Origin of the sequence: Lacrimispora sp. (assembly GCF_046972725.1) — a bacterium.
In the GTDB taxonomy this organism is placed as follows: Bacteria; Bacillota; Clostridia; order Lachnospirales; family Lachnospiraceae; genus Lacrimispora.
The window spans coordinates 873,484-896,231 of record NZ_JBKVXF010000001.1 but is presented as its reverse complement, the minus strand read 5'-3'; the positions used below and the strand labels follow the sequence as shown (position 1 = coordinate 896,231).

Sequence of the window (22,748 nt, the reverse complement as noted above, 5' to 3'; positions counted from 1 at the left end):
GCGGTAGCTTTGAAAAAATCAAGGCTGCCGCTTTTTTTATTAGGAAAAAGGAAAATCTTTGGTGTCTGTTTATCTTTAGTTAATCTTTCCCACATATACTTTTATAAAATATTTTATAGCTATTGGTTTTCTGCAGTGAGGAGGTAGTATATGGGAATTATAAAGGCTGTTTTAAAGCGTCCGGTTACCATGGCTTTAGCAATTCTATGTTTGATGGTATTTGGTTTATCTTCTGTATTTACATCGAAGATGGAACTGACTCCGGAGATGAATTTTCCCATGATGCTGGTCAGCAGTGTCTATGCGGGGGCAAGTCCGGAAAATGTGAATGACCTGGTGACAAAGCCCATGGAGGAGGCCATGGGAACTCTTTCCGGTATCAAAAATATTCAGTCTATTTCTCAGGAGAATGTCTCCATGATCATGCTGGAATATGAATACGGCATCAACATGGATAAGGCATATTCCGATCTAAAGAAAAAAACAGATGCAATAAAACTGCCGGATGATGTGGAGCCCCCTACGATCATGGAGTTTAACATCAATGACATGCCGTCGGTTGAACTGGCAGTCAATGACCCTACGCAGCATAATCTGTACAATTTTGTCAATGACTGCATTGTTCCGGAATTTGAAAAAATATCTTCCGTTGCCAGTGTGGATGTAAGCGGCGGACAGGAAAACTATGTGAGTGTACGTCTCATTCCGGAGAAGATGAACCAGTACCATCTTACCATGAATTCCATCAGCCAGGCCATCAAGGCCGCAGACTTCAGTTATCCTGCTGGAAGTACAGGCGTAGGGAAACGGGAATTATCTGTGGTTACAGCGGTTAAGGTGGATAATGTCAACAAGCTGAAAAAGGTTCCTCTGGTCGCAGGAGCCGGAAAGACGATTTATTTAGAGGATGTTGCAGAAATTACAGAAGCATTGAAAAAGAAAGAAACCATTGGTCGGTATAATGGAGAGGAAACCATTACCTTATCCATCAATAAGCAGCAGAAAAACAGCGCCGTAGATGTTTCAAAGGGAGTAAAAGAAACCATTGAAAATCTAAAGGCGGAGTTTCCCAATGTGGAATTCATTGTAATCGACGATGCCAGTGACCAGATTCTTTCTGCCTTAAATGACGTAAAGGATACGATGATCGCGGCAGTAATCATTGCCATGGTTATTATTTTCCTGTTCTTTGGCGATTTAAAGGCATCTTTGATCGTAGGCAGTTCCATGCCCATATCCATGCTCATTTCCCTGATTATGATGTCTGCCATGGGATTTTCTTTAAACTTAATTACAATGAGCAGTATTGTACTGGCTGTCGGAAACATGACAGATGACTCCATTGTTGTCCTGGACAGTTGTTTCAAAGCACAGAAAGGAAAGGGATTTAAGGCTTATATGTCTGCGGCTGTAGGAGGTACCAGTGAGGTATTTGCCGCTATTTTAGGAGGGGCCCTGACCAACAGTGTGGTATTTATCCCCCTTGTTTTTTTAGAAGGAATGTCCGGGCAGCTGTTTATGCCTTTGGGCTTTACCCTTATTTTCACTTCCCTGGCTTCGGCGGTATCCGGCTTGACCATTGTGCCCATGTGTTATAGCAGGCTGCGTCCGGTAGAGAAGAACAATTCACCGGCAGGCGGCATTGTGAGAGTGCTGCAGGCGGGCTATACAACGCTTGTTACAAAGCTTCTTCGCAGAAAAGCTCTTGTTATGATCGTATCGGTTCTTCTTCTGGCGGCTTCCGCAGTTCTGGCCGGAAGACTGGGATTTGAACTTATGCCGGATACGGATGAAGGTACCATCGCCGTTTCCGTAGAGGTAAAACCCGGCCTGAAATTAGAAGAAGTGGATAAGCTTCTTCAAAATTTAGAAACCATTGTGACTAAAGAAAAGGACTTAGATTCCTATATGCTGACCTATGGGGGAGGAGGCTTGAGCTTAACCAAGGGGAACGTGGGTACTTTGACCGCTTATCTGAAAGCAGACCGGACCCTTTCCACAAAGGAGATCGTAAACAAATGGAAAAAGGAGATGGGCCAGATTCCTGACTGCAGCATTACGGTAGAGTCCACATCAAGTATGAGTATGATGGGCAGCAGCCCGGATTTTGAAGTGATCCTGCAAAGTGCGCAACTGGATAAGCTGAAAAGAGTATCGGATCAGATGGTAACCGAACTGTCAGGCCGCACCGAGTTAATCAAGGTGCATTCCGATCTGGAAAACGCAGCACCTGTCATTAAAATCAGCGTGGATGCCATCAGGGCAGCGGCGGAAGGGGTTGCGCCCATCCATGTAGGAACTGCCATAAATGAGATGCTAAGCAGTGTGGAGGCCGCAACCATGGACCGGTCCGGAGAGGAGATCTCTGTGCAGCTGGAGTATGGAGAAAAATATTATGATACCTTAGACAAGGTAGAAGGAATTTTACTTCCCAACAGCTTTGGCGGCTCGGTTGCTTTGGCAGACCTGGCAGATATCGGCTATGAAGACAGTCCTACTGCAATCAACCGCAAGAATAAACAGTATCTGGTGACAATTACCGGCTCTTTTACCGACGAGGTAAAGACGGAGAAAGAAAAAGCGGCAGTGATAAAGGCTATTGATCATGACATTGTTGGCAAATATCTGGATGCAACAATTACAAGGGCACAAAACAGTGAAGATGAATCCATGGTGGAAGAATTTACAAACCTGCTTATAGCTATCGTTACGGCTGTTTTCCTGCTTTTCGTAGTTCTGGCCGCCCAGTTTGAATCAGCCAAAATGTCCTTGATGGTCATGACCTCTATACCATTTAGCCTGATTGGTGCCTTTGGATTAATGGTAGCTGCTGATATTAAGATCAATATGCCTTCTCTTCTGGGCTTTCTGATGCTTGTTGGTACGGTAGTCAAGTCGGGAATCCTGTATGTGGAAACCGCAAACCAGTACTCTGAGACCATGGATAAGCCAACTGCGGTGGTAAAGGCAGGAGCCAACCGGTTCCGCTCTATTTTGATGACGACCCTGATTGCTATCGTTTCCATCGTTCCCATGGCAGTGGGAGGCGGTGACAACGGAGAAACCATGCAGGGACTTTCCCTTGTAAACGTAGGCGGCCTTACTGCTTCCACGGTTTTGACCCTTTTACTGCTGCCTGTCTATTATATGATCATGAGCGGAAAGAAAAAAAACAAACCAGAACCTGATTTTGATTGATATCTCACTCATTCTTCGATATGATGGATTTATAAACTGGGGTTATTGGAGGTGGAGGTAATTTTTAAAATTTTAGTAGTTGATGATGATAAGAATACAAGAAAGTTCTTATGTGCATTGCTTCACCGTCATGGTTTTGAAACATTGCAGGCGGAGGATGGACTGTCAGCTCTTAAGGCAATGGATCAGTATCACGTAGATCTGGTGGTACTGGATCTGATGATGCCGAATCTAAATGGTTATGATCTGACAACGCAGCTTCGTCAGGGCTGGGAGAATCTTCCTATTATGATGGTGACAGCAAAACAGGAGTCTATGGATAAAAGAAAAGGATTTCTGGTGGGTACGGATGATTATATGACAAAGCCATTTGATGATCAGGAGCTGGTTCTTAGAATTAAGGCCTTGCTTCGGAGAGCCCAGATTGTGAGTGAACACAAACTGACTATGGGAAATGTGACCCTTGCTTATGATTCTCTGAGTGTAATGCGGAATAAGGAAGAGATTAAATTGCCTCAAAAGGAATTTTATTTGTTGTTTAAACTGCTTTCTTATCCAAACATCACATTTACGCGTCTGCAGTTAATGGATGAGATATGGGGACTGGATTCTCAAACCGATGACCGTACCGTGAATGTACATATTAACCGTTTAAGGGAAAAGTTTCGGGACTGGACGGAATTTGAGATTGTTACCGTGCGGGGATTAGGGTATAAGGCGGTCAAAAATATATGAAAGATTTTATGAAGCTGAAAAGAAAGTGGAAGCTTACCGTTTCCCTGATATTATTCATTTTTGTTTTTATGATGGTTCTGCTCATTATGCTGGCAGTTACCATCACTGTACTCAGTTACAGTGATATTATAAAATTTCAGAAACATGAAAGCCTTAATCTGCTGGGCGATAACTTTTTCAATTTACTGATCATGCTTTGCGTACTTCTGGGAATGGCCCTTACCGTATTCTTTACCAACAAGGCACTGAAACCACTCTGCAAAGTCATTGATGCCATTCACAAGGTATCCCAGGGAGACTTTGATGTACAGGTAAATCTGAAAGGGATCGGTGAATTGGAGGAGCTTTCCCAAAGTTTTAATAAAATGACCTTTGAGCTGTCATCCATAGAGACATTAAGAAAAGATTTTGTAAATAATTTCTCCCATGAATTTAAAACTCCCATTGTATCTATGCAGGGATTTGCCAGGCTTTTGAAAGACGGAGAACTTAAGGAAGAGGAACGGCAGGAATATCTTGATATTATCATTGCAGAATCGGAGCGGCTGGTTGAGCTTTCCACCAATGTTCTTAGCATGTCGAAGTATGAGAATGTGAAAATTATCACGGACAAAACCTGTTTTCGGCTGGATGAACAGATACGCAGGGTCATCCTGCTGATGGAGCCGAAGTGGACGGAAAAAGAACACCTCATCAATATCGGGTTAGAGGAGATCGTTTTTAATGGAAATGAAGAGTTTACCAAACAGATATGGATCAATCTTCTGGATAATGCCATTAAATTCACCAATCCGAAAGGAACCATACATATAAATCTGGCCCGCAGCAAGCAGGGTGTCCTATTTACCATAAAGGATAATGGCCCAGGAATGGAAACACAGACCCTCAAGCACATTTTTGATAAGTTTTATCAGGGGGAGACCTCCCATTCCATATCAGGCAATGGGCTTGGTCTGTCTATTGTGAAACGAATCATAACGCTGTGCAAAGGAACCATCTGTGTGGAGAGTGAGCCTGGGAAAGGGAGTTCTTTTTCTGTTTTTCTTCCGGATGAGATAACCTGTACTATAACCGATTGAAAAATAAAACAAATGAAAAATTGTATGGGGCAAGATCACGGTTCGTGGGTCTTGCTCTTCGTTGTATTATGTATGGATTCCTGTTTACATTTTGTCCGTTCGATGATTGTTTTGTCCCTTTACTCATGATGCTGCTTTCTTTAAAATAGAAAGTAGCTATTTAGGGAGGTGCAATATGGAAGATTTGAACAAAATGGCTTCAATTTTACTGGAATACGAAAGAATCAGGGCAAATGCCGCAATAGATCCGTCTTCCTGCCGTGATCTTGCTGACTATATACAGAAGAAGGACTGGAGCCGGATTCTAAAACTGCCGTTTCTGGCTTTGGAAGATACGGTTTGCGGAAAAAAAGAAAAGTATGCCCGGATTGCGGAGGCATGGGTACAGGAGAAGGGAGACATAAGCGGCTGGGGATTGCTGGCACTGGCAGACACCCTGGAATCAATGTCCAAGATGCTTTATGAGCATTACAGGACACTTCAGGACTTATTTCGGTCCAAACTTGATCAGTATCTGTCTCAGGAATGTTCTCTGGATGTACTGGCAGGGGTGGCAATTTTAAAAGCCTGCAGGCTGGAACTGGTGCCGGCAGAACGTTATGCACAGGAAGGAAAACGGAGAATGAAGTTTTCTGATGGGAATTCAAAAGAAGGAATGGACTGGTCCATGGGGAAAGCGTTTGAGGACCTGGCCGGGATCTTATGGGATGAAATTAAAGAGACATGGGGGTTGGAGGATGGAGAGTAAGGTTCTGCAGCAGAATGCCAGAAGTGTTGTATTGGAGCTTCTTTTGGAAGACCGTTATGAAACCAGGCCCTACGAATTATGGGTAAATGGAAAATTCTTGCGAAATGACAGGAAGATGGTCGTTATCATCGATCATTTAGAGCCGGATACCCAATACCGGATTTTATTTCAATGGGATGATAAGGAAACCGTAGAAGCAGAAGTAAGCACCAGCAGGGAATATGTAACTTTAAATGTAAGAAAATTCGGAGCCAGAGGCGACGGAATCTGTGACGATACGGGGGCCATTCAGGCGGCAGTTATGTGCTGCCCTCCAAATGGACGTGTGTTCGTGCCTGCAGGAACCTACCGCATCCGCAATCTCTTTTTAAAAAACGGTCTTACCCTGGAGCTGGGAAAAGGAGCATTATTACAGGCATTTCAGGAACGGAATGAGTACCCGGTCCTGCCTGGAATCATTCAAAGCAATGAGAATTGTGAAGATTATAACCTTGGAACCTGGGAAGGCAATCCACTGGATGCCATGGCTTCCGTTATTACCGGTATTGCTGTGGAGAATGTAACCATCTGCGGAGAAGGCACCATTGACGGTGGAGGGGACTTTGAAAAATGGTGGATCAGTATGGTAAACCGTATTCCCCCATACCGTCCCAGAGTCATCTTCTTAAATCGCTGCCGGAATATTCTGATTCAGGGAATTACAATCCGCAATTCCCCTGCCTGGAATATCCACCCATATTTCAGTGAAAATATCCGCATATACGGAATCACTCTGGAAAGCCCTGACAAGTCTCATAATACGGACGGAATCGACCCGGAATCCTGCAGCGACGTGGAGATTGCAGGGGTACATTTTAGCGTGGGAGATGACTGTATTGCCATAAAATCCGGTAAGATATACATGGGAAAGAAATACAGACAGCCGTCTCAAAGAATCAGCATCCGCCATTGCCTTATGGAGCGGGGGCATGGAGCAGTGACCATTGGCAGCGAGATTGCAGGCGGCGTCCGGGAAGTCCGTGTATCCCAGTGCGTATTTAAGGATACGGACCGCGGACTCCGGATAAAGACAAGGAGAGGAAGGGGGAAAGATTCCATCGTGGATGAAATTGATTTTAGCAGCATTACCATGGACGGAGTAAAGTCTCCTTTTGTGGTAAACTGTTTCTATTACTGCGATCCCGATGGAAAGTCCGATTATGTAGCCTGTCAGGAGGCACTTCCGGCAGATGAGCGGACCCCGGAAATCCGCAGTCTGTCCTTTTCAGAGATTACCTGTAAGAATGCCCATCATACGGGGATATGCATCTATGGACTGCCGGAGAAGAAGATTCAGTCGGTTGTGATGAAAGATATTGCTATCACTTACCATCCCCAGGCAGAAGAGGGAATAGCCGCCATGATGAGAGAATGTGCACCTACGAGAAAACAGGGGATTTTCATCCGGAATGTAAAGAGGCTGGTCATGCAGAATGTCCATGCGACCGGTGCGGAAAAGGAATTTGAATGTGAGTCGGTTTTAGAAATAAACAGGGCATAAAAGGAACTGTTGCGTGGAGGTGTGGGGATGAAAGGTAAATTCAGGGTCAGGAAAAATCATACGCTCTACAAATGGATCGTGGTGGGCTGCATTGCATTAATGATACCAATTAGCTGTGCGGTCATCAACTATTTCATTAATAAAAACCTGGTGGAACGGAAGATGAAACAGGTCAATCATTTTATGCTTGAGAACATCCGGTATAATATCGATGATCACTTAAAGGATATTCTGGAGGCTACCAGGTATCATATGCTGGATCAGAATTTCACATTGTGTGCAATGAATACAGGGGAAGAACGCCGCTTTCTGGCGCTGGCTTTCAAGTGCTTTCAGAGATTGCAGATATCCGGGGGGTCCAATCCTGATATTGAATTAATGATGTATCTTCGGAATAGGGAATATCTGCTGACTTCCCGAACCGCCAATCAGCTGGATTATATTTATGGCAGTCTGCTATTAAGAAGAAAGTTATCCATCTCTTTGGAAGAGTGGAAAAAGGAACTGACGGGAAATGATAAAAGCGGGTTTCTGATTTCCAAAAATATGAGTTACGGAAATTGTGGAGAGGAGAGTCTGGTCTATGTTACGCCGGTGCAGCATTTAAGCAACGAAGAAGCCGCATACTTTATCGCATCAGTCTCAACCGGGTTTCTGGAACAGCTGATGCAGAAAGAAACCAATATGGGAAATACCGTCTTTATTCTGGATCAGGAGCACCGGGTCATCGGCCAATATGGTGCCCAATTGGATTTAAGCGGAGTAAATCTTAAACTGGAGTCGAATCAGGAGAACAAGTCCTTTGAAGTACAGGGGCAGGAGTATGTGGGAGCCTATACAAAATCCAAGGTAGCAGACTGGAATTATGTGGTCTGTATGCCAAAGCGGGCTTTTATGAAAGAAGTAAACCAAAACCGGAATTTAAATATGATGATCGTTTTCACCGGGGCGGTCATCGGAGTGGCTGCGGTAATCTTTCAGCAGCGCAGAAATTACCGTCCGGTCCGCCAATTGGTAAATATACTGCCGGAACTGGATAACAGCCAGGGAAATGAGTTTGCCATGGTGGAGAAGAATTTACGGAAGCTGTATGAAGAGAATCTGTCCATGCAGGATTCCATGGAAAGCCGAAGGGCGTATGATCGAGAACTGGGGCTTCTCTCCGCAATCAAGGGGAGCAATAATTTCTTTCGGAAACTGGGAACAGAGGAATTACTTGGGCCGGATTACCAGAATCAAAGTTTTGCATTCGTTACGGTAAATCTGGAAGGAGCGGATGGGACCTCTGTGATGGGAGAGTCCATTGACACCGGCCTTCTTTGTTTTTTAATTCACAATGTCACTATGGATATTCTGGGCAATGTATACTCCTGCATTAAGACTCTGGATGGCAGCCTTCTGGTCTATCTGTTCCTGATTCAAAAAAGTGAAGTGGCGGAATGGGAAAGGGTAAGTATGGAAAAGTTTCAGTGGCTGAATGAGTTTTTCCAAAGCCGCATGGAGACGGACCTATGTATCACGCTTGGCAGTCCATTTGATGATTTTGAATATGTGGAATCGGCATATGCAGAAATTACAGAGGCCAACGAGCAGAGGTATTATACCAGGCCGGACGGGGTTTTAAAAGCAGATCTGGTCAGCACCGTGGACTTTTCTTCTTCCGGCCGCCTGGCATTTTATGCGAAACGGTTCGGGAGTGTTGCTTCTGAGGCTGATCTATCAGGAGGGAAGGAGTTGAGCAGGGAATTGTTCCATGAACTGGAGGATTCCAGAAAGCCCTTTAATGCCATGCTTTACTACGTTCTTGCCATTGCCAATCATGTTCTGATGGGATCCGTCAGTCTGGTAAAGAATGAAACCATCAGGGAAGAATCACTGGAACATATATTGGCACAGATGAGAACCGCAGAGTCTTCTTCGGCTCTGCAGAATTCGTTCTATCACTTCCTGCATTTGATCTGCAAAGGGGTCTATCAGGACAGCAAAGATACCAGGCAATTATCAGAAAACATCAAACAGTATGTCCAGGAACATTATGCGGACAGCAATGTCAATATCTCAGCCATAGCAGAAGAAATCGGTATTACACCACGATATATGTCACGGATATTTAAAGAACAGACAGGGCTGAATCTGCTGAATTATATCAATGATGTAAGAATTGAGCACGCAAAAATACTTTTAAAAACAACAGGAAAAACGGTGGATGAAATAGCGGTGGAGACGGGCTTTGCCAATTCCCGGACCTTTCGCAGGAACTTCCAGAGGGCCACAAAGGTTACGGCTATGAACTACAAAAATACATAAGTGCTGGTTTCATAAGCGGATAAAACGGAAAAGGAACAGACAAAATGTGAAATCCATAAAGGGATAGTACATTCTGACCGTTCTTTCTTCTTTTTGCCACTTTTGCAGCTGCAGTCTGTGGGTTATAGTTGGTTCATGAAATGGCAAAAACGTGTAGGAGGGGTAATAAAATGAAAAGCAAATCAAGTTTCAGGAACGGGGTTTCCTTATTAACGGCAAGTGTTCTGGCACTTTCTTTATTATCCGGGTGCAGCGGAAAAACAGCACAGCCGGCGGCTGGAACGGGGACAGCACAAAGCAGCAGGGAGGTATCTGGTCAGGAAGTCTCTTTCGGAGGAAAAGTCACCTATCCGGTAGCAGACGGAGGATCCTTTACCTATGGGATGACTCTTTCTACTGCCTGGAGTGACCGGTTCGATTCCTTTGACCAGCTTCCTCTTGGCAAGGAACTGGAGAAACGGACTGGTTTTGATATGGATATGGTTCATGTGGAGAATAAGCAGGCCATGAATCTTTTATTGGCTTCCGGAGAGCTGCCGGATGTGATCAGCTATAATTTTCAGCTGAATTATACCGGAGGGGAAGCAAAAGCCATACAGGATGGTCTGATTTATCCTATGAGTGAAGAATTTGTTCAGAAAAATGCGCCGGATTACTGGAAAGTGATCAGTTCTGATCCTGAGATTTTAAAGCAGGTCAAGACACCGGAAGGAGATATTTACGGATTCGCCTTTATTCTTGGGGATGAGCTGCTTAAGGGCGGTTACGGTCTGATTGTCCGTGACGACTGGTGCGGGGAACTGGGGCTTGAATTGCCGGAGACGGCTGATGAATACTATACCATGCTAAAAGCCTTTAAAGAAAAAAAGGGAGCAGCTATCCCGTTGTGTGTTAATGTTGATTTTCTAAAAGATCTGTTGGAACGGGGAATTATCACCTCTCCCTTTGACTTGGTGACCATGGATATTTACGTGGATCAGGACAGGGTAAAAATCGGCTATGCCCAGCCGGAATTCAAAGCAGTTCTGGAATGGCTCCATAAGCTGTATGCAGAAGGATTGCTGGACCCTAATTTTGCCACCATTGATAAAGAAACCATTACTGCCAATATGCTGACAGGAAAATCCGGTGCATCCTCCGGTGCCTGCGGAAGCATTTTAGGAACCTGGCTTACAACAAATAAAGATGTGGCCAATTATTCCCTTGCAGGAACAAAGAATCTGGTTGCGAAACGGGGGGATACGCCTATGTATGGCCATTATAACACTGATGTGGCAGGCGGTATTACGGCAATCAGCACTGCCTGCAAGGACCCGGAAAAAATGGCCCGCTTTATCAATTACGGTTATACCGGGGAAGGACATATGCTGTACAATTTCGGAATTGAAGGAAAAAGCTATGAAATGAAGAACGGAGCACCTGTGTTCACAGATCTGATACTGAATCATCCGGACGGACTGACCGTTCAGCAGGCATTGTCCGAATATGAACTGGCCTACGGCAATGGTCCGTTTGTACAGGATAAGGATTATCTCCTTCAGTATTACAAAGAAGATGCACAGAAAAAGGCTCTGGAAGTATGGGGGCAGAACAATGCAAAGAACTATAAGCTGCCAAGAATCACGATCAATGCAGAAGAGTCCGGGGAATATTCCAGTCTGCTCAGCGAATTAGAGACATACAGGGACGAAATGATCATTAAATTTATCCGCGGAGAAGAATATCTTGATAAGTATGATACCTACACAGAGAATTTAAAATCCATGGGGATCGACAGAGTGCAGGAAATTGTACAGAATGCGGTCGATGAGTACCGTTCAAGGTAATAGGGAGGACTCCATGCAGAGCTTAAGTAAAAGAAATTCCCCAATGCCAGCGGGGATAAAAAAATCTTATTGGACCATGCTGAAAAAAGACCTGGAAAAGAACCGGTCAGCATATATTCTGTTTTTGCCGGTATTGGCATTTTATCTGGTATTCTGTTATAAACCCATGTATGGACTGATCATTGCATTTAAAGATTTTACTCCCTATAAAGGGATTCTTGGCAGTCCGTGGGCAGACAGCTTTGGCTTTGAGCATTTTATGGACTTTTTTGGTTCCGTATACTTTGGAAGGCTGATCCGCAATACCCTGGTACTGAGCATCACCAATTTGCTGGTCACATTTCCGGCTCCCATCGTTCTTGCACTTTTGCTGAATGAGGTGCGGTGCCGGAAATACAAGGGTCTTCTTCAGACACTGACCTATCTTCCGCATTTTATTTCCATGGTGGTTATCTGCAGTATGGTGCGGATGTTTGTGGACCATAATGGCTTCATTACCCAGCTTCTTGCCGGCATGGGACTGATCGACGGAAATTTATCCATGTTATCCGACAAAAATTATTTTGTATCCATATATGTGGTATCCGGCTTGTGGCAGACCATTGGCTGGAGTGCGATCATCTATATCTCTGCCCTGGCAGGAGTGGACCAGGAATTGTATGAGGCAGCCAGAATTGATGGAGCAAACCGCTGGAAGCAGACCCTTCATGTGACCCTTCCTGCGATCATGATGACCATTATCATGATGTTTATTATGAGAGTGGGAACGGTGATGAGCGTTGGTTATGAAAAAATCATCCTTTTATATAATCCGGGGATTTACGAAACTGCAGATGTGATTTCTTCCTATGTGTACCGGAAAGGTCTTCAGGAAGCGGATTGGAGTTATGCGGCTGCAGTTGGTTTCTTTAACTCTGTGATCAATCTGTTTTTGGTGGTGACTGCAAATAAGATTACAAAAAAAGTCACCGATATGGGTTTATGGTAAGGAGGCTGACCGGATGAAAAAAAGAAGCAGCGGATATGGGATTTTTACTGTATTTAATTACGTGTTTTTAACAGGCATTGCAATTGCATGTCTTTATCCTTTCTATTTTGTGGTGATCGCGTCCATCAGTGATCCGGATGATCTGATGCGTCACGGAGGACTGCTGTTAAAGCCGTTAGGGGATTGGACCTTAGCCGGATATGAAATGGTATTTAAAAATCATCTGGTGCTGTCCGGGTTTGGCAATACCTTTCTGATTCTATTTGCAGGGCTCATATTTAATCTGGCCCTTACCGTACTTGGTGCTTATGTATTGTCCATACGGGAATTGATGCTGCGCAGGCCACTGACCATACTTGTAATTGTTACCATGTATTTTTCCGGCGGACTGATCCCTTCCTATCTGAATGTAAAGGAACTGGGAATGTTAAACAGTCTCTGGTCCCTGATCTTGCCGGGAGCCATCACCACTTCCAACTTAATTATTATGCGAAGCGCATTTATGGCAGTTCCGGAATCCCTTTCAGAAGCGGCCCGGATGGATGGGGCAAACCATATCCACATTTTGAGTAAAATCATGCTGCCCCTTGTAAAGGCGACTCTGGCCGTCATGGTGCTTTACTACGCAGTCAGCCACTGGAATGCATGGTTCAATGCCTCCATCTATCTGCGGACTCCTTCCAAATATCCGCTGCAGCTGGTGTTGAGAAATATTCTGGTGGAAAGTCAGATGGGAGGAATGATGCAGGATATCGGTGCAGCAAGAACCCCTCAGGTGCAGCAGCTGTTAAAATACGCGCTGATCGTGGTCAGCAGTCTTCCTATCATATGCATTTATCCGTTTTTGCAGCGCTTTTTCCAAAAAGGAGTTATGCTTGGGGCAGTAAAAGGGTAAAAGGAGAGTAAGGTTGAAAATTGACAGAAAAAAGCTATTAAAAAAGCATAATCCGGTCCTGACAGAGGTGGATGTAGAAACTCCTCTTACGGTTGGAAACGGGGAACTTGCCTTTACCGCCGATATAACCGGAATGCAGACATTCTATGAAACCTATAATACGGTTCCGCTTTGCACCATGTCCCAGTGGGGCTGGCATACCAAACCCGTAAGTGAAGAGAGATATGGTTATACCCTGAGCGATATGGTTATGACGGAATACGGCAGAAAGGGCAGAACGATCAGTTATCCCAAAAGAAGGCAGCCCGGCAATGAGGAGGTCTATGACTGGCTGCGGGAAAATCCCCACCGCCTGAATTTGAGCCGGATCGGACTTACGTTGGGGAAAGAGGAAATCACGTCTTCCATGATTCATTCCATTCGTCAGGAATTGCATCTGTATGAAGGCATATTAGAGAGCAGCTTTGCCATTGGAAAAGACGCCTGCAAGGTAGAAACCGCATGTGACAACGCAGGAAACCAGGTTCTTGCGTTTCGGCTGACCGGGCAGGCCCTCCGAAATAAAAATCTGGAAGTGAAAATAGATTTTCCTTATGGGTCTCCTCATATCTCCGGTTCGGACTGGGAAAGTAAGGACAGACATGAGACAAAGAGTCTGAAAGCGGAAAAGGGCAGGCTTATCCTGAAACGGACCCTGGACAGAGATATCTACTATGTGGGAATAGCTACAAATGGTACGGTGGAACAAAACCTGGAGGAGCACAGGCTTTATATTATCCCAAAGGAGGAGGTTCTGGAGATTACCGTCAGCTTTTTAAATAGTCCGCCGGAGGTATTCTTTCATGCAGAACATGTTTTTGAAAACAGCCGTGACGGCTGGAACCATTTTTGGGAAGATGGCGGTATCATACGGCTGAATAAAAGCAAGGACCGACGGGCCTTTGAACTGGAACGGAGAATTCTGTTATCCCAGTATCTGATGGCGGTCAACTCCAGCGGTTCTTCCCCTCCTCAGGAAACCGGATTAACCTGCAACAGCTGGTATGGAAAGATGCATCTGGAAATGTATCTATGGCATTGTGCATGGCTTCCGTTATGGAATCATGGAAAACTTCTGGACCGGAGTTTGAAATGGTATACGGATCATCTGGAGGAAGCAAGGGACAATGCCAAAAGGAATGGCTTCAAAGGTGCCAGGTGGCCTAAGATGATAGCAGCAGAAGGCATTGACGCGCCCTCAGAGGTAGCTCCTTTGCTGGTCTGGCAGCAGCCCCATATTATTTATATGCTGGAACTGGCATACAGAGAAAGGCCGGAACAGGCATTATTGGAACGTTACTGGAAGCTGATAAAAGAAACTGCTGACTTTATGGTGGATTTCGTTGTGTGGAATCCGGAAAAGGGCTGTTATGACATCTGCGCCCCGGTCATTCCGGTTCAGGAATGCCATAAGGAAACTAAGACCCATAATCCGGCATTTGAAATTGAATACTGGCAATTGGCTCTTAAAATTGCGGTAGAATGGTCAAAGCGCCTTCAAAAAACTCCGGACCCCAAATGGAGCGACGTAGGAGAGCACATGGCCGGTCTGACAGAGATGGACGGTGTTTACCTTGCCCATGAACGGTGTCCTTCCACGTTTACGGAATTTAACCGGGACCATCCTTCCATGCTGGGGGCTTATGGTCTTATTCCAGGCACGAGAATTGACCGAAAAGTCATGGAACGTACCCTGCACCGGGTACTGGAATGCTGGAACTATCAAACACTGTGGGGCTGGGATTTTGCCATGATGGCTATGACTGCCGTTCGTCTTGGCAAACCGGAACTGGCTATTGAAATCTTATTAAAGGACACCCCTAAAAACTGTTATTTAAAAAACGGGAACAACATGCAGATAACGAGAAAGGATCTGCCCCTTTATCTTCCCGGAAACGGCTCATTACTGCTTGCTGCAGCATTGATGACAGCAGGATATGACGGGTGTGAAAGAAAGACACCAGGATTTCCGGATAATGGGGCATGGACCGTAGAATATGAGGGGATCAATCCGTTATTATAAGGGAGGATAAAACCATGAACAAGTATACTTACCGGGGGCATTCGCCTCTATCTTATGCAAAAGAAGCGTGTGATACCATGATGCGGAAGTTTGATGCGGAAGATTTACCGCCCAAAGCACACTTTCATTATCATCAGGGGGTATTTTTATCTGGGATGGAGAAAACGTACCTGTTAAGTAAGGAGGAGAAGTACAGGACCTATATTGATGCATGGGTCAACAGCCTTGTGACTCCTGACGGAGAGCTGCATGGATTTCATTCGGATGAACTGGATGACATACAGCCTGGAATCTTATTATACCGTATGTATGAAGAAAGCGGAGACAAAAGATATGAAAAGGCCATTCATACATTAATGGATGTCCTCCGTAATTTTCCCAAAAACAAGGAGGGCGGTTTTTGGCATAAGGGAAAGAACCGGGATCAGATGTGGCTGGATGGCCTGTATATGGCTGGTCCGTTCAGTGCTTTATATGGAAAGACGTTTCACGATACGGAGTGCTTTGACAGCTGTGTATTTCAGGCATTGCTGATGGAAAGAAAGACAAAGGACAGGAAAACAGGACTTCTCTATCACGCCTGGGACAGTACAAAAGAGAGACCCTGGGCCGACCCGCAGACCGGATGCTCTCCGGAGTTCTGGGGACGGGCCATTGGCTGGGTTTTGGTGGCCCTCTTTGATGAACTGGAATGTATGCCGGAAACACAGCAAGGTTATGAGGAATTGACTGCATTCGCCCTCCGGTTGTTAGAGGCAGTGGAAAACTATCAGGATTTCAGTGGTCTGTGGTATCAGGTCATTGATAAAGGCCAGGACCCCCACAATTGGCCGGAAACATCCTGTACCTGTCTTTTTGCGGCAGCCATCTGCAAAGGCGTGGGACTAGGCTTTCTGGATAAAAGCCATTTGGCAAAGGCGGTAAAGGCATTTGAAGGAGTCATTGACCGGCTGGAATACAAAGGGGAGGATTTGATAATCGGTGGAATCTGCGTAGGAACCGGTGTGGGCGATTATATGCATTATTGCAATCGTCCGACCAGTGAGAATGATTTACATGGAACCGGAGCTTTTCTGCTGATGTGTACCGAAATGGAACGGGTAATAAAGTGATGATGATTGTGGAACCTATACTTGCAAACAATTATAAAATCAAAATGAAAAAACTTGAAATTATTATCTGATTGTAGTATAATGTTTAGGTTTGTAAAGTAAATAAATTTGGTTTTTGATTGGAAACATTGCTTCCCTGGCATGAACAACACAGATATTTTTACTTAAGATTAATTTATCAGGAGGATGCAATCAATGCCAAGAAACAAATTCCAAACCATTATTTTCACTTTATTAATGACCTTTTTTATGGTGTATGTTATGATCTGCTATAATATAGCTATAGAAAAAGGAAATATGCGAAATGAAATATTTCTCATAGCTTTTCAGGAAATGCTTATTATGTGGCCGGCAGCATTCATCATTGAGATGCTGTTTGGGGAAAAGTTATCAATGAAATTATCCCAAAGAATCATTACACCGTTTATGAACAACTCCATATTAATAGTATTGGCAATTTCTTCCATGACTGTATGTGTCATGTGTCCTGTTATGAGCCTGCTGGCAGTTCTGCTTTTTAAAAGTCCTGGCTCTGAACTTGTTGCCGTATGGCTCAACACCATTGTATTTAATTTTCCTATGGCACTTTTTTCACAGATATTTTTCGTTGGTCCGCTGGTGCGGTTTATTTTCGGAACTGTGTTTAAAAATGAAGGAAAAGAAGTATCTGATAAAATGTAAATATAGAACGGGACCCGATGACTTTTTGGTTGTCGGGTTCCTTTTTTCCCCTATATCCACATAATTAATCTGATTTTGCATATATATTATTGACTTGTTGCAGAAATAAGGAAAATAAATATGGCTAAAATCTTAGATGAGAATTATTTTGATTTGATGATAGAAAACACAGTAAGTCCGCTATACAACAATGATAACAATGTCACCCTTCTAAATGAAACCCATTCCATATTGCACATCAGGACCTCTGAAATTAATACCTGTGATCAAAGACAAAATCCTTATTCTTCTTTCCCTGAAATATATACACTGGTCTCGGAAGTCAGTGATGGAATTGCCTACAGCCAGGCAATACAGTTTAATGCGGAGTATAATTTTCATGGAAATGGGGTTATTGTAGGAATTATTGGTACTGGCATTGATTATCAGCATCCGGCTTTTATAAATGCAGATGGAACTACATGTATTTCTTCCATATGGGATCAGACCGAGCAGAGCGGTAACATACCCATGGAATTTACTTTCGGCAGCCAGTATACCCGTGATATGATTAACCAGGCATTGAATTCTTCCGATCCTCTTTCCATTGTTCCGTCTGTGGATACGGTCGGACATGGAACCGCTGTTGCAAGCATTATTGCAGGAAGACCGGATTACACCCGGAGATTTAGCGGGATCGTGCCGGAATCGGAACTGGTAGTTGTTAAATTAAAAGAAGCAAAACAAAATCTGAAACAGCTTTTTAATATCCCGGTTGATTCACTGTGCTTTCAGGAGACCGATATCATTCTTGGAATCAGATATTTGATTACTATGTCCCTGAATTTAAACCGCCCGTTAGTTATATGCATTACATTAGGCAGCAGCCAGGGGGGGCATGATGGGATTAATCCTTTGAGTGATTATTTAAATAACATATCCTTGGTGTATAACATGGGGGCATGTGTTTCGGCCGGAGATGAAGGCAATAAGGGAAGGCATTATTTTAACAGCATTTATTCCGAACCTTTTGTTCATGAATTTTATATGAATGTAGGAAACAATGACAAATTGTTTTCAATGGAAATCTGGCCATATGCACCGTCAACAGTATCCATTGAGCTCACATCGCCTTTGGGAGAATCAACGCAAGCGGTTTTTCCCTCGCTGGAATGTGAGGAATTTATATTTGAACAAAGTCAGAGTACTGTTTTGGTCAATAACTTTGTTTTCTTAAGCAGACGCAGGAATCCTTTGATATTAATTAATTTCGGCAATGCTTATCCGGGAGTCTGGCGCTTTCGGGTCGTAGATGTGGAGGATTTTCCGTTCTCTTTTCATGCGTGGCTGCCATCGGGGAATCTCATATCCAATGAAACCTATTTCTATGACCCTAATCCGGATACTACAATAACTTCACCGGGAAGTACGAGCAATATCATAACGGTCACCGCTTATGATCAATTCAGTAACAGTATTTTAGCACAGTCAGGAAGAGGCTATACCAGAATTGGAGGCATTAAGCCGGATATAGCAGCTTCCGGACAACAGATCGCCTGTGCATTCCCGGGAGACCGGTACGGGGTATTCAGTGGAACCGGTGCTGCCGTTTGCTTTGCAGCGGGAGCCATTGCAATCATTCTGGAGTGGATCATAAGAAGCAATCATGCCGCTTTTAATGGGAATCAGATTCATGGCATGCTGATCCAGAATGCACGCCGGGAGCCCATCATGTATTATCCCAATAATATTTGGGGATATGGGGTACTGGATATAAGAGCCTTACTAAGTATGCTGTCCAGCACAACGTAATAAATTAAAATATGGTAAAAAGGTTTGTAAGCTGGCTTCCGAAAGAAGCCGGGGCGGATATCCCCCGCCGCAGAGAATTTCTGAATCTTAATGCCTGAAAATGCCTGATTATTATTGTATAGTTTTCATGGAAATACAGAAACTAATGGAAGACAAGGAGGTATTATTATGGCAAAAGCAGGTATGAGAAGACCCGATCCATATGATTCTAACAATCACGGAACAGAGAATCATGAGAAAATGCATCATCCCAAAAATGAACAGGCTCAGGTGCCTGAGATCCAGGGCGCTGCAAAAAATGGCAATGAAAAAGCAGGCCCCATCAATGCCCCCAACTGGGCCAGAGCTGATTATAAAACGGGAAATAAACACGATGGCGAATAAGAATGCTTTAAAAGTGACTAAGATATTTTAGTCACTTTTATCATATCCTTTTTTCCTGGTTTCTGGCGTAAAAACTGGGAAGCGATGTTGTTTGTATTCCCCGGAATAAACAGTTAAAAGCCCAATACGATCTCGGATTACGTACTCAGGACTTCTTATCCATATGGGATTCATGGAAATGTGATTTCACAAAAAAATTAATATTGATAGACAGTAGGTTTAATGATATCCTGTATGTATCGATGAATAGATTTATCTGAATAAGAGATCGTATTATAATTAAAAATGGAATAGAGATTGGAGATGAGTTTGTGGAATATTCCCAGATAAGAGAGAATTTTGAGCGGCATGGCTTTACAACGCAGGTTTTTTCTGCAAAAGAGGCTGCCTGTTGTTACCTTACCGATAGTTTACAAAATCAAACCATCGGATTTGGGGGAAGTGAAACTTTGAAGGAAATGGGATTGTTTGAGGCTTTGCAACAGAAAAATGTCGTTGTATGGCACAATAAGATTCCAGGACGGTCAGTGCGAAAGCTTGCAAACTGTGCAGACATTTATATATCCAGTGCAAACGCAGTAACAGAAACGGGAGAGATTGTAAATATTGACGGAACAGGAAATCGTGTCGCAATGACTGCTTTTGGACCTCAATCCTGTTATTATATTATAGGAAGAAATAAAATCACAGCTAATATTAGCGACGCTTATTCCCGGTGTAAAAATGTAGCGGCCCCCTTGAATGCCAGACGATTGGGAGCAAAAACTCCATGTGCGGTTAAGGGGGATAAATGTTATGATTGTAACAGTCCGGGCCGGATTTGCCGTATTATTTCAGTAATTGAACGTGTACCATTGGGGATGAAGTGTGAAGTTATCTTTGTGGATCAGGAATTGGGGTATTAACTGAACCGGTTTGCAATGTTCTGTTTGAAAGAAAATTGTATTTCTTTAATGAATGCTCATTTTGATACTGATAATCCTGATAAGGTAATTTATAAAGGGGAGAGTTCTGTATATTTTGATGATTTAAAAGGAATTGCTTGTGCTCCGAATACAAGAAAATTCGTACTGAACTTTCATACAGAGGACTTAAAAAAGGAATATGAACGTGTAAAGAGTATAAAAATCACAGATCATTGTACAAAAATAAAATATGTGTGTAATATTGAACCTTATTATTACTTTCAATTTACGGATCCAGATGGAAATGTGATTGAAGTCACCGGAAATTATATCCCCTATGCCGGAGAATTTGCTGAGTAATTAATAAAGATACATAAGAATCTGTACGATTAGAGGTGTAATATGCATATAGAGTTACTGTCTCGGAGATATAAAGTAAAACGATTAGAAGAATTCGACATACCCCAAATTTATGATTTGTGTAAGGACAATTCATTATATTATCAATATTGCCCGCCATTTGTTACGCATGACAGCATAAAAGAAGATTTAAATGCATTACCTCAAGGGAAAACCAACCGTGAAAAATACTTTGTAGGTTTTTACCAGGATAATATGCTTATGGCAGTATTGGATGTAATATCTGGATATCCAAATGAAGAAACTGCGTATATAGGTTTTTTTATGGTTAGTCAGCAAGCGCAAAACAAAGGGATAGGTACTGCTATTATCACAGAAGTTTGTCAATCTTTAAAAGAAATCGGATTTTCTTATATCAGACTGGCATATGTAAAAGGTAATCCACAAAGTCAGGCATTTTGGATCAAAAATAATTTTAAAAACACCGGAAAAGAAGCGGAAGCTCAAGGGTGCAAGGTCGTTGTTCTACAAAAAAACTTGTAAGACAGATAAAATAAAAGAAACGGTTTCAGTTACACAATAGAAAGGAGCATATGATTGATCTCTCGTCATATAGAAAAAATGTATACAGCAGATTATTTTATTGAAAAGTTGAATATGGTTTCCCATCAGGAAGGCGGATATTTTAAAGAGTTAGGGGCTTCCGAAGACATTACAATCTTAAAAGAGAATGGTGTGGAAACACAGGAAGTTAGAAAGTTGTGGACAAGTATTTATTTCTTATTGAGAGACGGCGAAGTATCAAATTTTCATCGTTTAAAGTCGGATGAAATGTGGTATTACCACGCAGGTTCTTCCTTAACCATATATATGATCACTCCTGACGGAGAATTAATTACGAAAGAGCTGGGACTTGATGTGGAAAAAGGAGAGAAGCCTCAGGTTCTGGTTCCAAAAGGTTATATATTCGGGTCTGCAATGAATAAGGAAGGCTATGCACTGGTTGGCTGTATGGTTTCTCCGGGATTTGATTTTAAGGATTTTGAATTATTTGACCGGGAGGATCTGCTGTGTAAATACCCTCAGTATAAGGAAACCATTTTAAAGTTATCAAGAGAAAGCAATGAAACAAAAGAATAAAAGATGAATCACATAGATAAGAAAAGCTGCAAATCTTCATATAAGAAGGTCTGCAGCTTTTCTTAAAGTATTTAATCTTAAATCTTTAATATAGCGTATCCATGTATCTCGGTTTCGTCTGTTGAAAGTTACTACGTATATTCATGCTTACTCCGGATATTCTTCCGGTACGCCAGGGGAGACACGCCAACGGTCTGTTTAAATATTCTGCTGAAATATAAGGAATCTGCATATCCGATGCTTTGGGCGATCTCATTGCAGCCAAAGGAACTGGAATATAGAAGCTCTTTTGCTTTGTTCATCCGGATGTCCATAATGTATTGCTGGGGTGTTTTTCCTGTGTACCGTTTGAAGCAGCGGATAAACCAACAGCTGCTGATGTTGAGCTTTTTTGCATAATCATTGACCTTGATGGGTAGATGGTAGGACTGATGGAAATCAACAATGGCTTTTTCTATAAAACCAGTGCTGTCCCACCGGTCCTTTTCATCTTCCGAAAAATACCGGGCACCAAGTTCAATCAATTCTTTCATATATAAGTTGGTGATTGGAAGGTAACGGCACTTTTTTACCTGCAGTTCCTGAATCATATTCTGAATCAATAAGACGAATTCGCTTTGAGGACCGGTGCGGTAAATGCCGCTTTTGCCAAATCCCGCCTGGGACAGGAGTGTTTCCGCCTGATTGCCTGTGAAATGGACCCAGTAGACATCAGGCTGATCCACCAATTCATAACGGTAATACTGGCTGTCTCCCGGATGGTATAAGACCATGTGCCCCTCTCCGACTTGATGAAGCTTTCCTTCTATCTGAAAAAATACACTGCCTTTGGCAACATACAGCAATTGATAATCCTGACGCCCGTACGGACGGGTGGTTTCAAAACATTGCTGTGTAATCAGCTTATAGTGTCCCGCGCTGTTGACCAGAATGTCATACTGCATGTCTTTAGCGCCGCCTTCATCCGTATAATAATATCCGGAATCGTTAATCATTG

19 protein-coding genes are annotated in these 22,748 nt (G+C 43.2%); 18 read left to right on the top strand and 1 reads right to left on the bottom strand.

Annotated elements, in window-relative coordinates; translation table 11 throughout:
- The first annotated feature begins 150 nt into the window (after positions 1-150).
- From ACLTWA_RS04485 to ACLTWA_RS04400, 18 genes are all read left to right on the top strand, one after another.
- Complete coding sequence (locus tag ACLTWA_RS04485; RefSeq protein WP_412326363.1) at positions 151-3,198, top strand: efflux RND transporter permease subunit; 3,048 nt, start codon at positions 151-153, stop codon at positions 3,196-3,198.
- A gap of 60 nt (positions 3,199-3,258) precedes the next feature.
- Positions 3,259-3,933 carry a response regulator transcription factor gene (locus ACLTWA_RS04480; RefSeq protein WP_412327175.1) on the top strand — a complete coding sequence of 225 codons (675 nt, stop codon included), beginning with the start codon at positions 3,259-3,261 and terminating at the stop codon, positions 3,931-3,933.
- On the top strand, positions 3,930-5,012 hold the full coding sequence (locus ACLTWA_RS04475) for an ATP-binding protein (protein ID WP_412326362.1): 1,083 nt from the start codon (positions 3,930-3,932) through the stop codon (positions 5,010-5,012). Before ACLTWA_RS04480 ends, ACLTWA_RS04475 begins: the two co-directional genes overlap by 4 nt.
- Before the next feature lie 175 nt (positions 5,013-5,187).
- Positions 5,188-5,760 (top strand): hypothetical protein, encoded by a 573-nt coding sequence (locus tag ACLTWA_RS04470; RefSeq protein WP_412326361.1) that lies wholly within the window; start codon positions 5,188-5,190, stop codon positions 5,758-5,760.
- Positions 5,750-7,300 carry a glycoside hydrolase family 28 protein gene (locus tag ACLTWA_RS04465; protein ID WP_412326360.1) on the top strand — a complete coding sequence of 517 codons (1,551 nt, stop codon included), beginning with the start codon at positions 5,750-5,752 and terminating at the stop codon, positions 7,298-7,300. Before ACLTWA_RS04470 ends, ACLTWA_RS04465 begins: the two co-directional genes overlap by 11 nt.
- A 27-nt stretch (positions 7,301-7,327) precedes the next feature.
- Complete coding sequence (locus ACLTWA_RS04460) at positions 7,328-9,607, top strand: helix-turn-helix domain-containing protein (protein ID WP_412326358.1); 2,280 nt, start codon at positions 7,328-7,330, stop codon at positions 9,605-9,607.
- Between the two features lie 170 nt (positions 9,608-9,777).
- On the top strand, positions 9,778-11,433 hold the full coding sequence (locus ACLTWA_RS04455; RefSeq protein ID WP_412326357.1) for a hypothetical protein: 1,656 nt from the start codon (positions 9,778-9,780) through the stop codon (positions 11,431-11,433).
- 13 nt (positions 11,434-11,446) lie between these two features.
- Positions 11,447-12,421, top strand: coding sequence for an ABC transporter permease (locus tag ACLTWA_RS04450; protein ID WP_412326356.1), 975 nt, complete (start codon positions 11,447-11,449; stop codon positions 12,419-12,421).
- A 13-nt stretch (positions 12,422-12,434) separates the two neighbouring features.
- Positions 12,435-13,316 carry a carbohydrate ABC transporter permease gene (locus tag ACLTWA_RS04445; protein WP_412326355.1) on the top strand — a complete coding sequence of 294 codons (882 nt, stop codon included), beginning with the start codon at positions 12,435-12,437 and terminating at the stop codon, positions 13,314-13,316.
- Between the two features lie 13 nt (positions 13,317-13,329).
- On the top strand, positions 13,330-15,378 hold the full coding sequence (locus ACLTWA_RS04440; RefSeq protein WP_412326354.1) for a hypothetical protein: 2,049 nt from the start codon (positions 13,330-13,332) through the stop codon (positions 15,376-15,378).
- A gap of 14 nt (positions 15,379-15,392) precedes the next feature.
- Positions 15,393-16,490, top strand: a complete 1,098-nt coding sequence (locus ACLTWA_RS04435; protein WP_412326353.1) for a glycoside hydrolase family 105 protein — start codon at positions 15,393-15,395, stop codon at positions 16,488-16,490.
- A 195-nt stretch (positions 16,491-16,685) separates the two neighbouring features.
- A complete protein-coding gene (locus tag ACLTWA_RS04430) occupies positions 16,686-17,171 on the top strand; it encodes a DUF2798 domain-containing protein (RefSeq protein ID WP_412326352.1) in 486 nt (161 codons plus the stop codon).
- Positions 17,172-17,291: 120 nt separating this feature from the next.
- Positions 17,292-18,962: a S8 family peptidase gene (locus ACLTWA_RS04425; protein WP_412326351.1), complete on the top strand. Its 1,671-nt coding sequence runs from the start codon at positions 17,292-17,294 to the stop codon at positions 18,960-18,962.
- A gap of 168 nt (positions 18,963-19,130) precedes the next feature.
- Complete coding sequence (locus ACLTWA_RS04420) at positions 19,131-19,346, top strand: hypothetical protein (protein WP_412326350.1); 216 nt, start codon at positions 19,131-19,133, stop codon at positions 19,344-19,346.
- Between the two features lie 311 nt (positions 19,347-19,657).
- Positions 19,658-20,251 carry a lactate utilization protein gene (locus ACLTWA_RS04415; RefSeq protein WP_412326349.1) on the top strand — a complete coding sequence of 198 codons (594 nt, stop codon included), beginning with the start codon at positions 19,658-19,660 and terminating at the stop codon, positions 20,249-20,251.
- 24 nt (positions 20,252-20,275) lie between these two features.
- Entirely contained in the window at positions 20,276-20,611 is a 336-nt protein-coding gene (locus ACLTWA_RS04410; RefSeq protein ID WP_412326348.1) for a VOC family protein, read from the top strand.
- Positions 20,612-20,653: 42 nt separating this feature from the next.
- Entirely contained in the window at positions 20,654-21,154 is a 501-nt protein-coding gene (locus tag ACLTWA_RS04405) for a GNAT family N-acetyltransferase (RefSeq protein WP_412326347.1), read from the top strand.
- A 54-nt stretch (positions 21,155-21,208) separates the two neighbouring features.
- Positions 21,209-21,751: a cupin domain-containing protein gene (locus ACLTWA_RS04400; protein WP_412326346.1), complete on the top strand. Its 543-nt coding sequence runs from the start codon at positions 21,209-21,211 to the stop codon at positions 21,749-21,751.
- 131 nt (positions 21,752-21,882) lie between these two features.
- Here the strand turns inward: ACLTWA_RS04400 and ACLTWA_RS04395 are convergent, their stop codons facing one another.
- A complete protein-coding gene (locus tag ACLTWA_RS04395; RefSeq protein ID WP_412326345.1) occupies positions 21,883-22,746 on the bottom strand; it encodes an AraC family transcriptional regulator in 864 nt (287 codons plus the stop codon).
- Between the last annotated feature and the right edge of the window lie 2 nt (positions 22,747-22,748).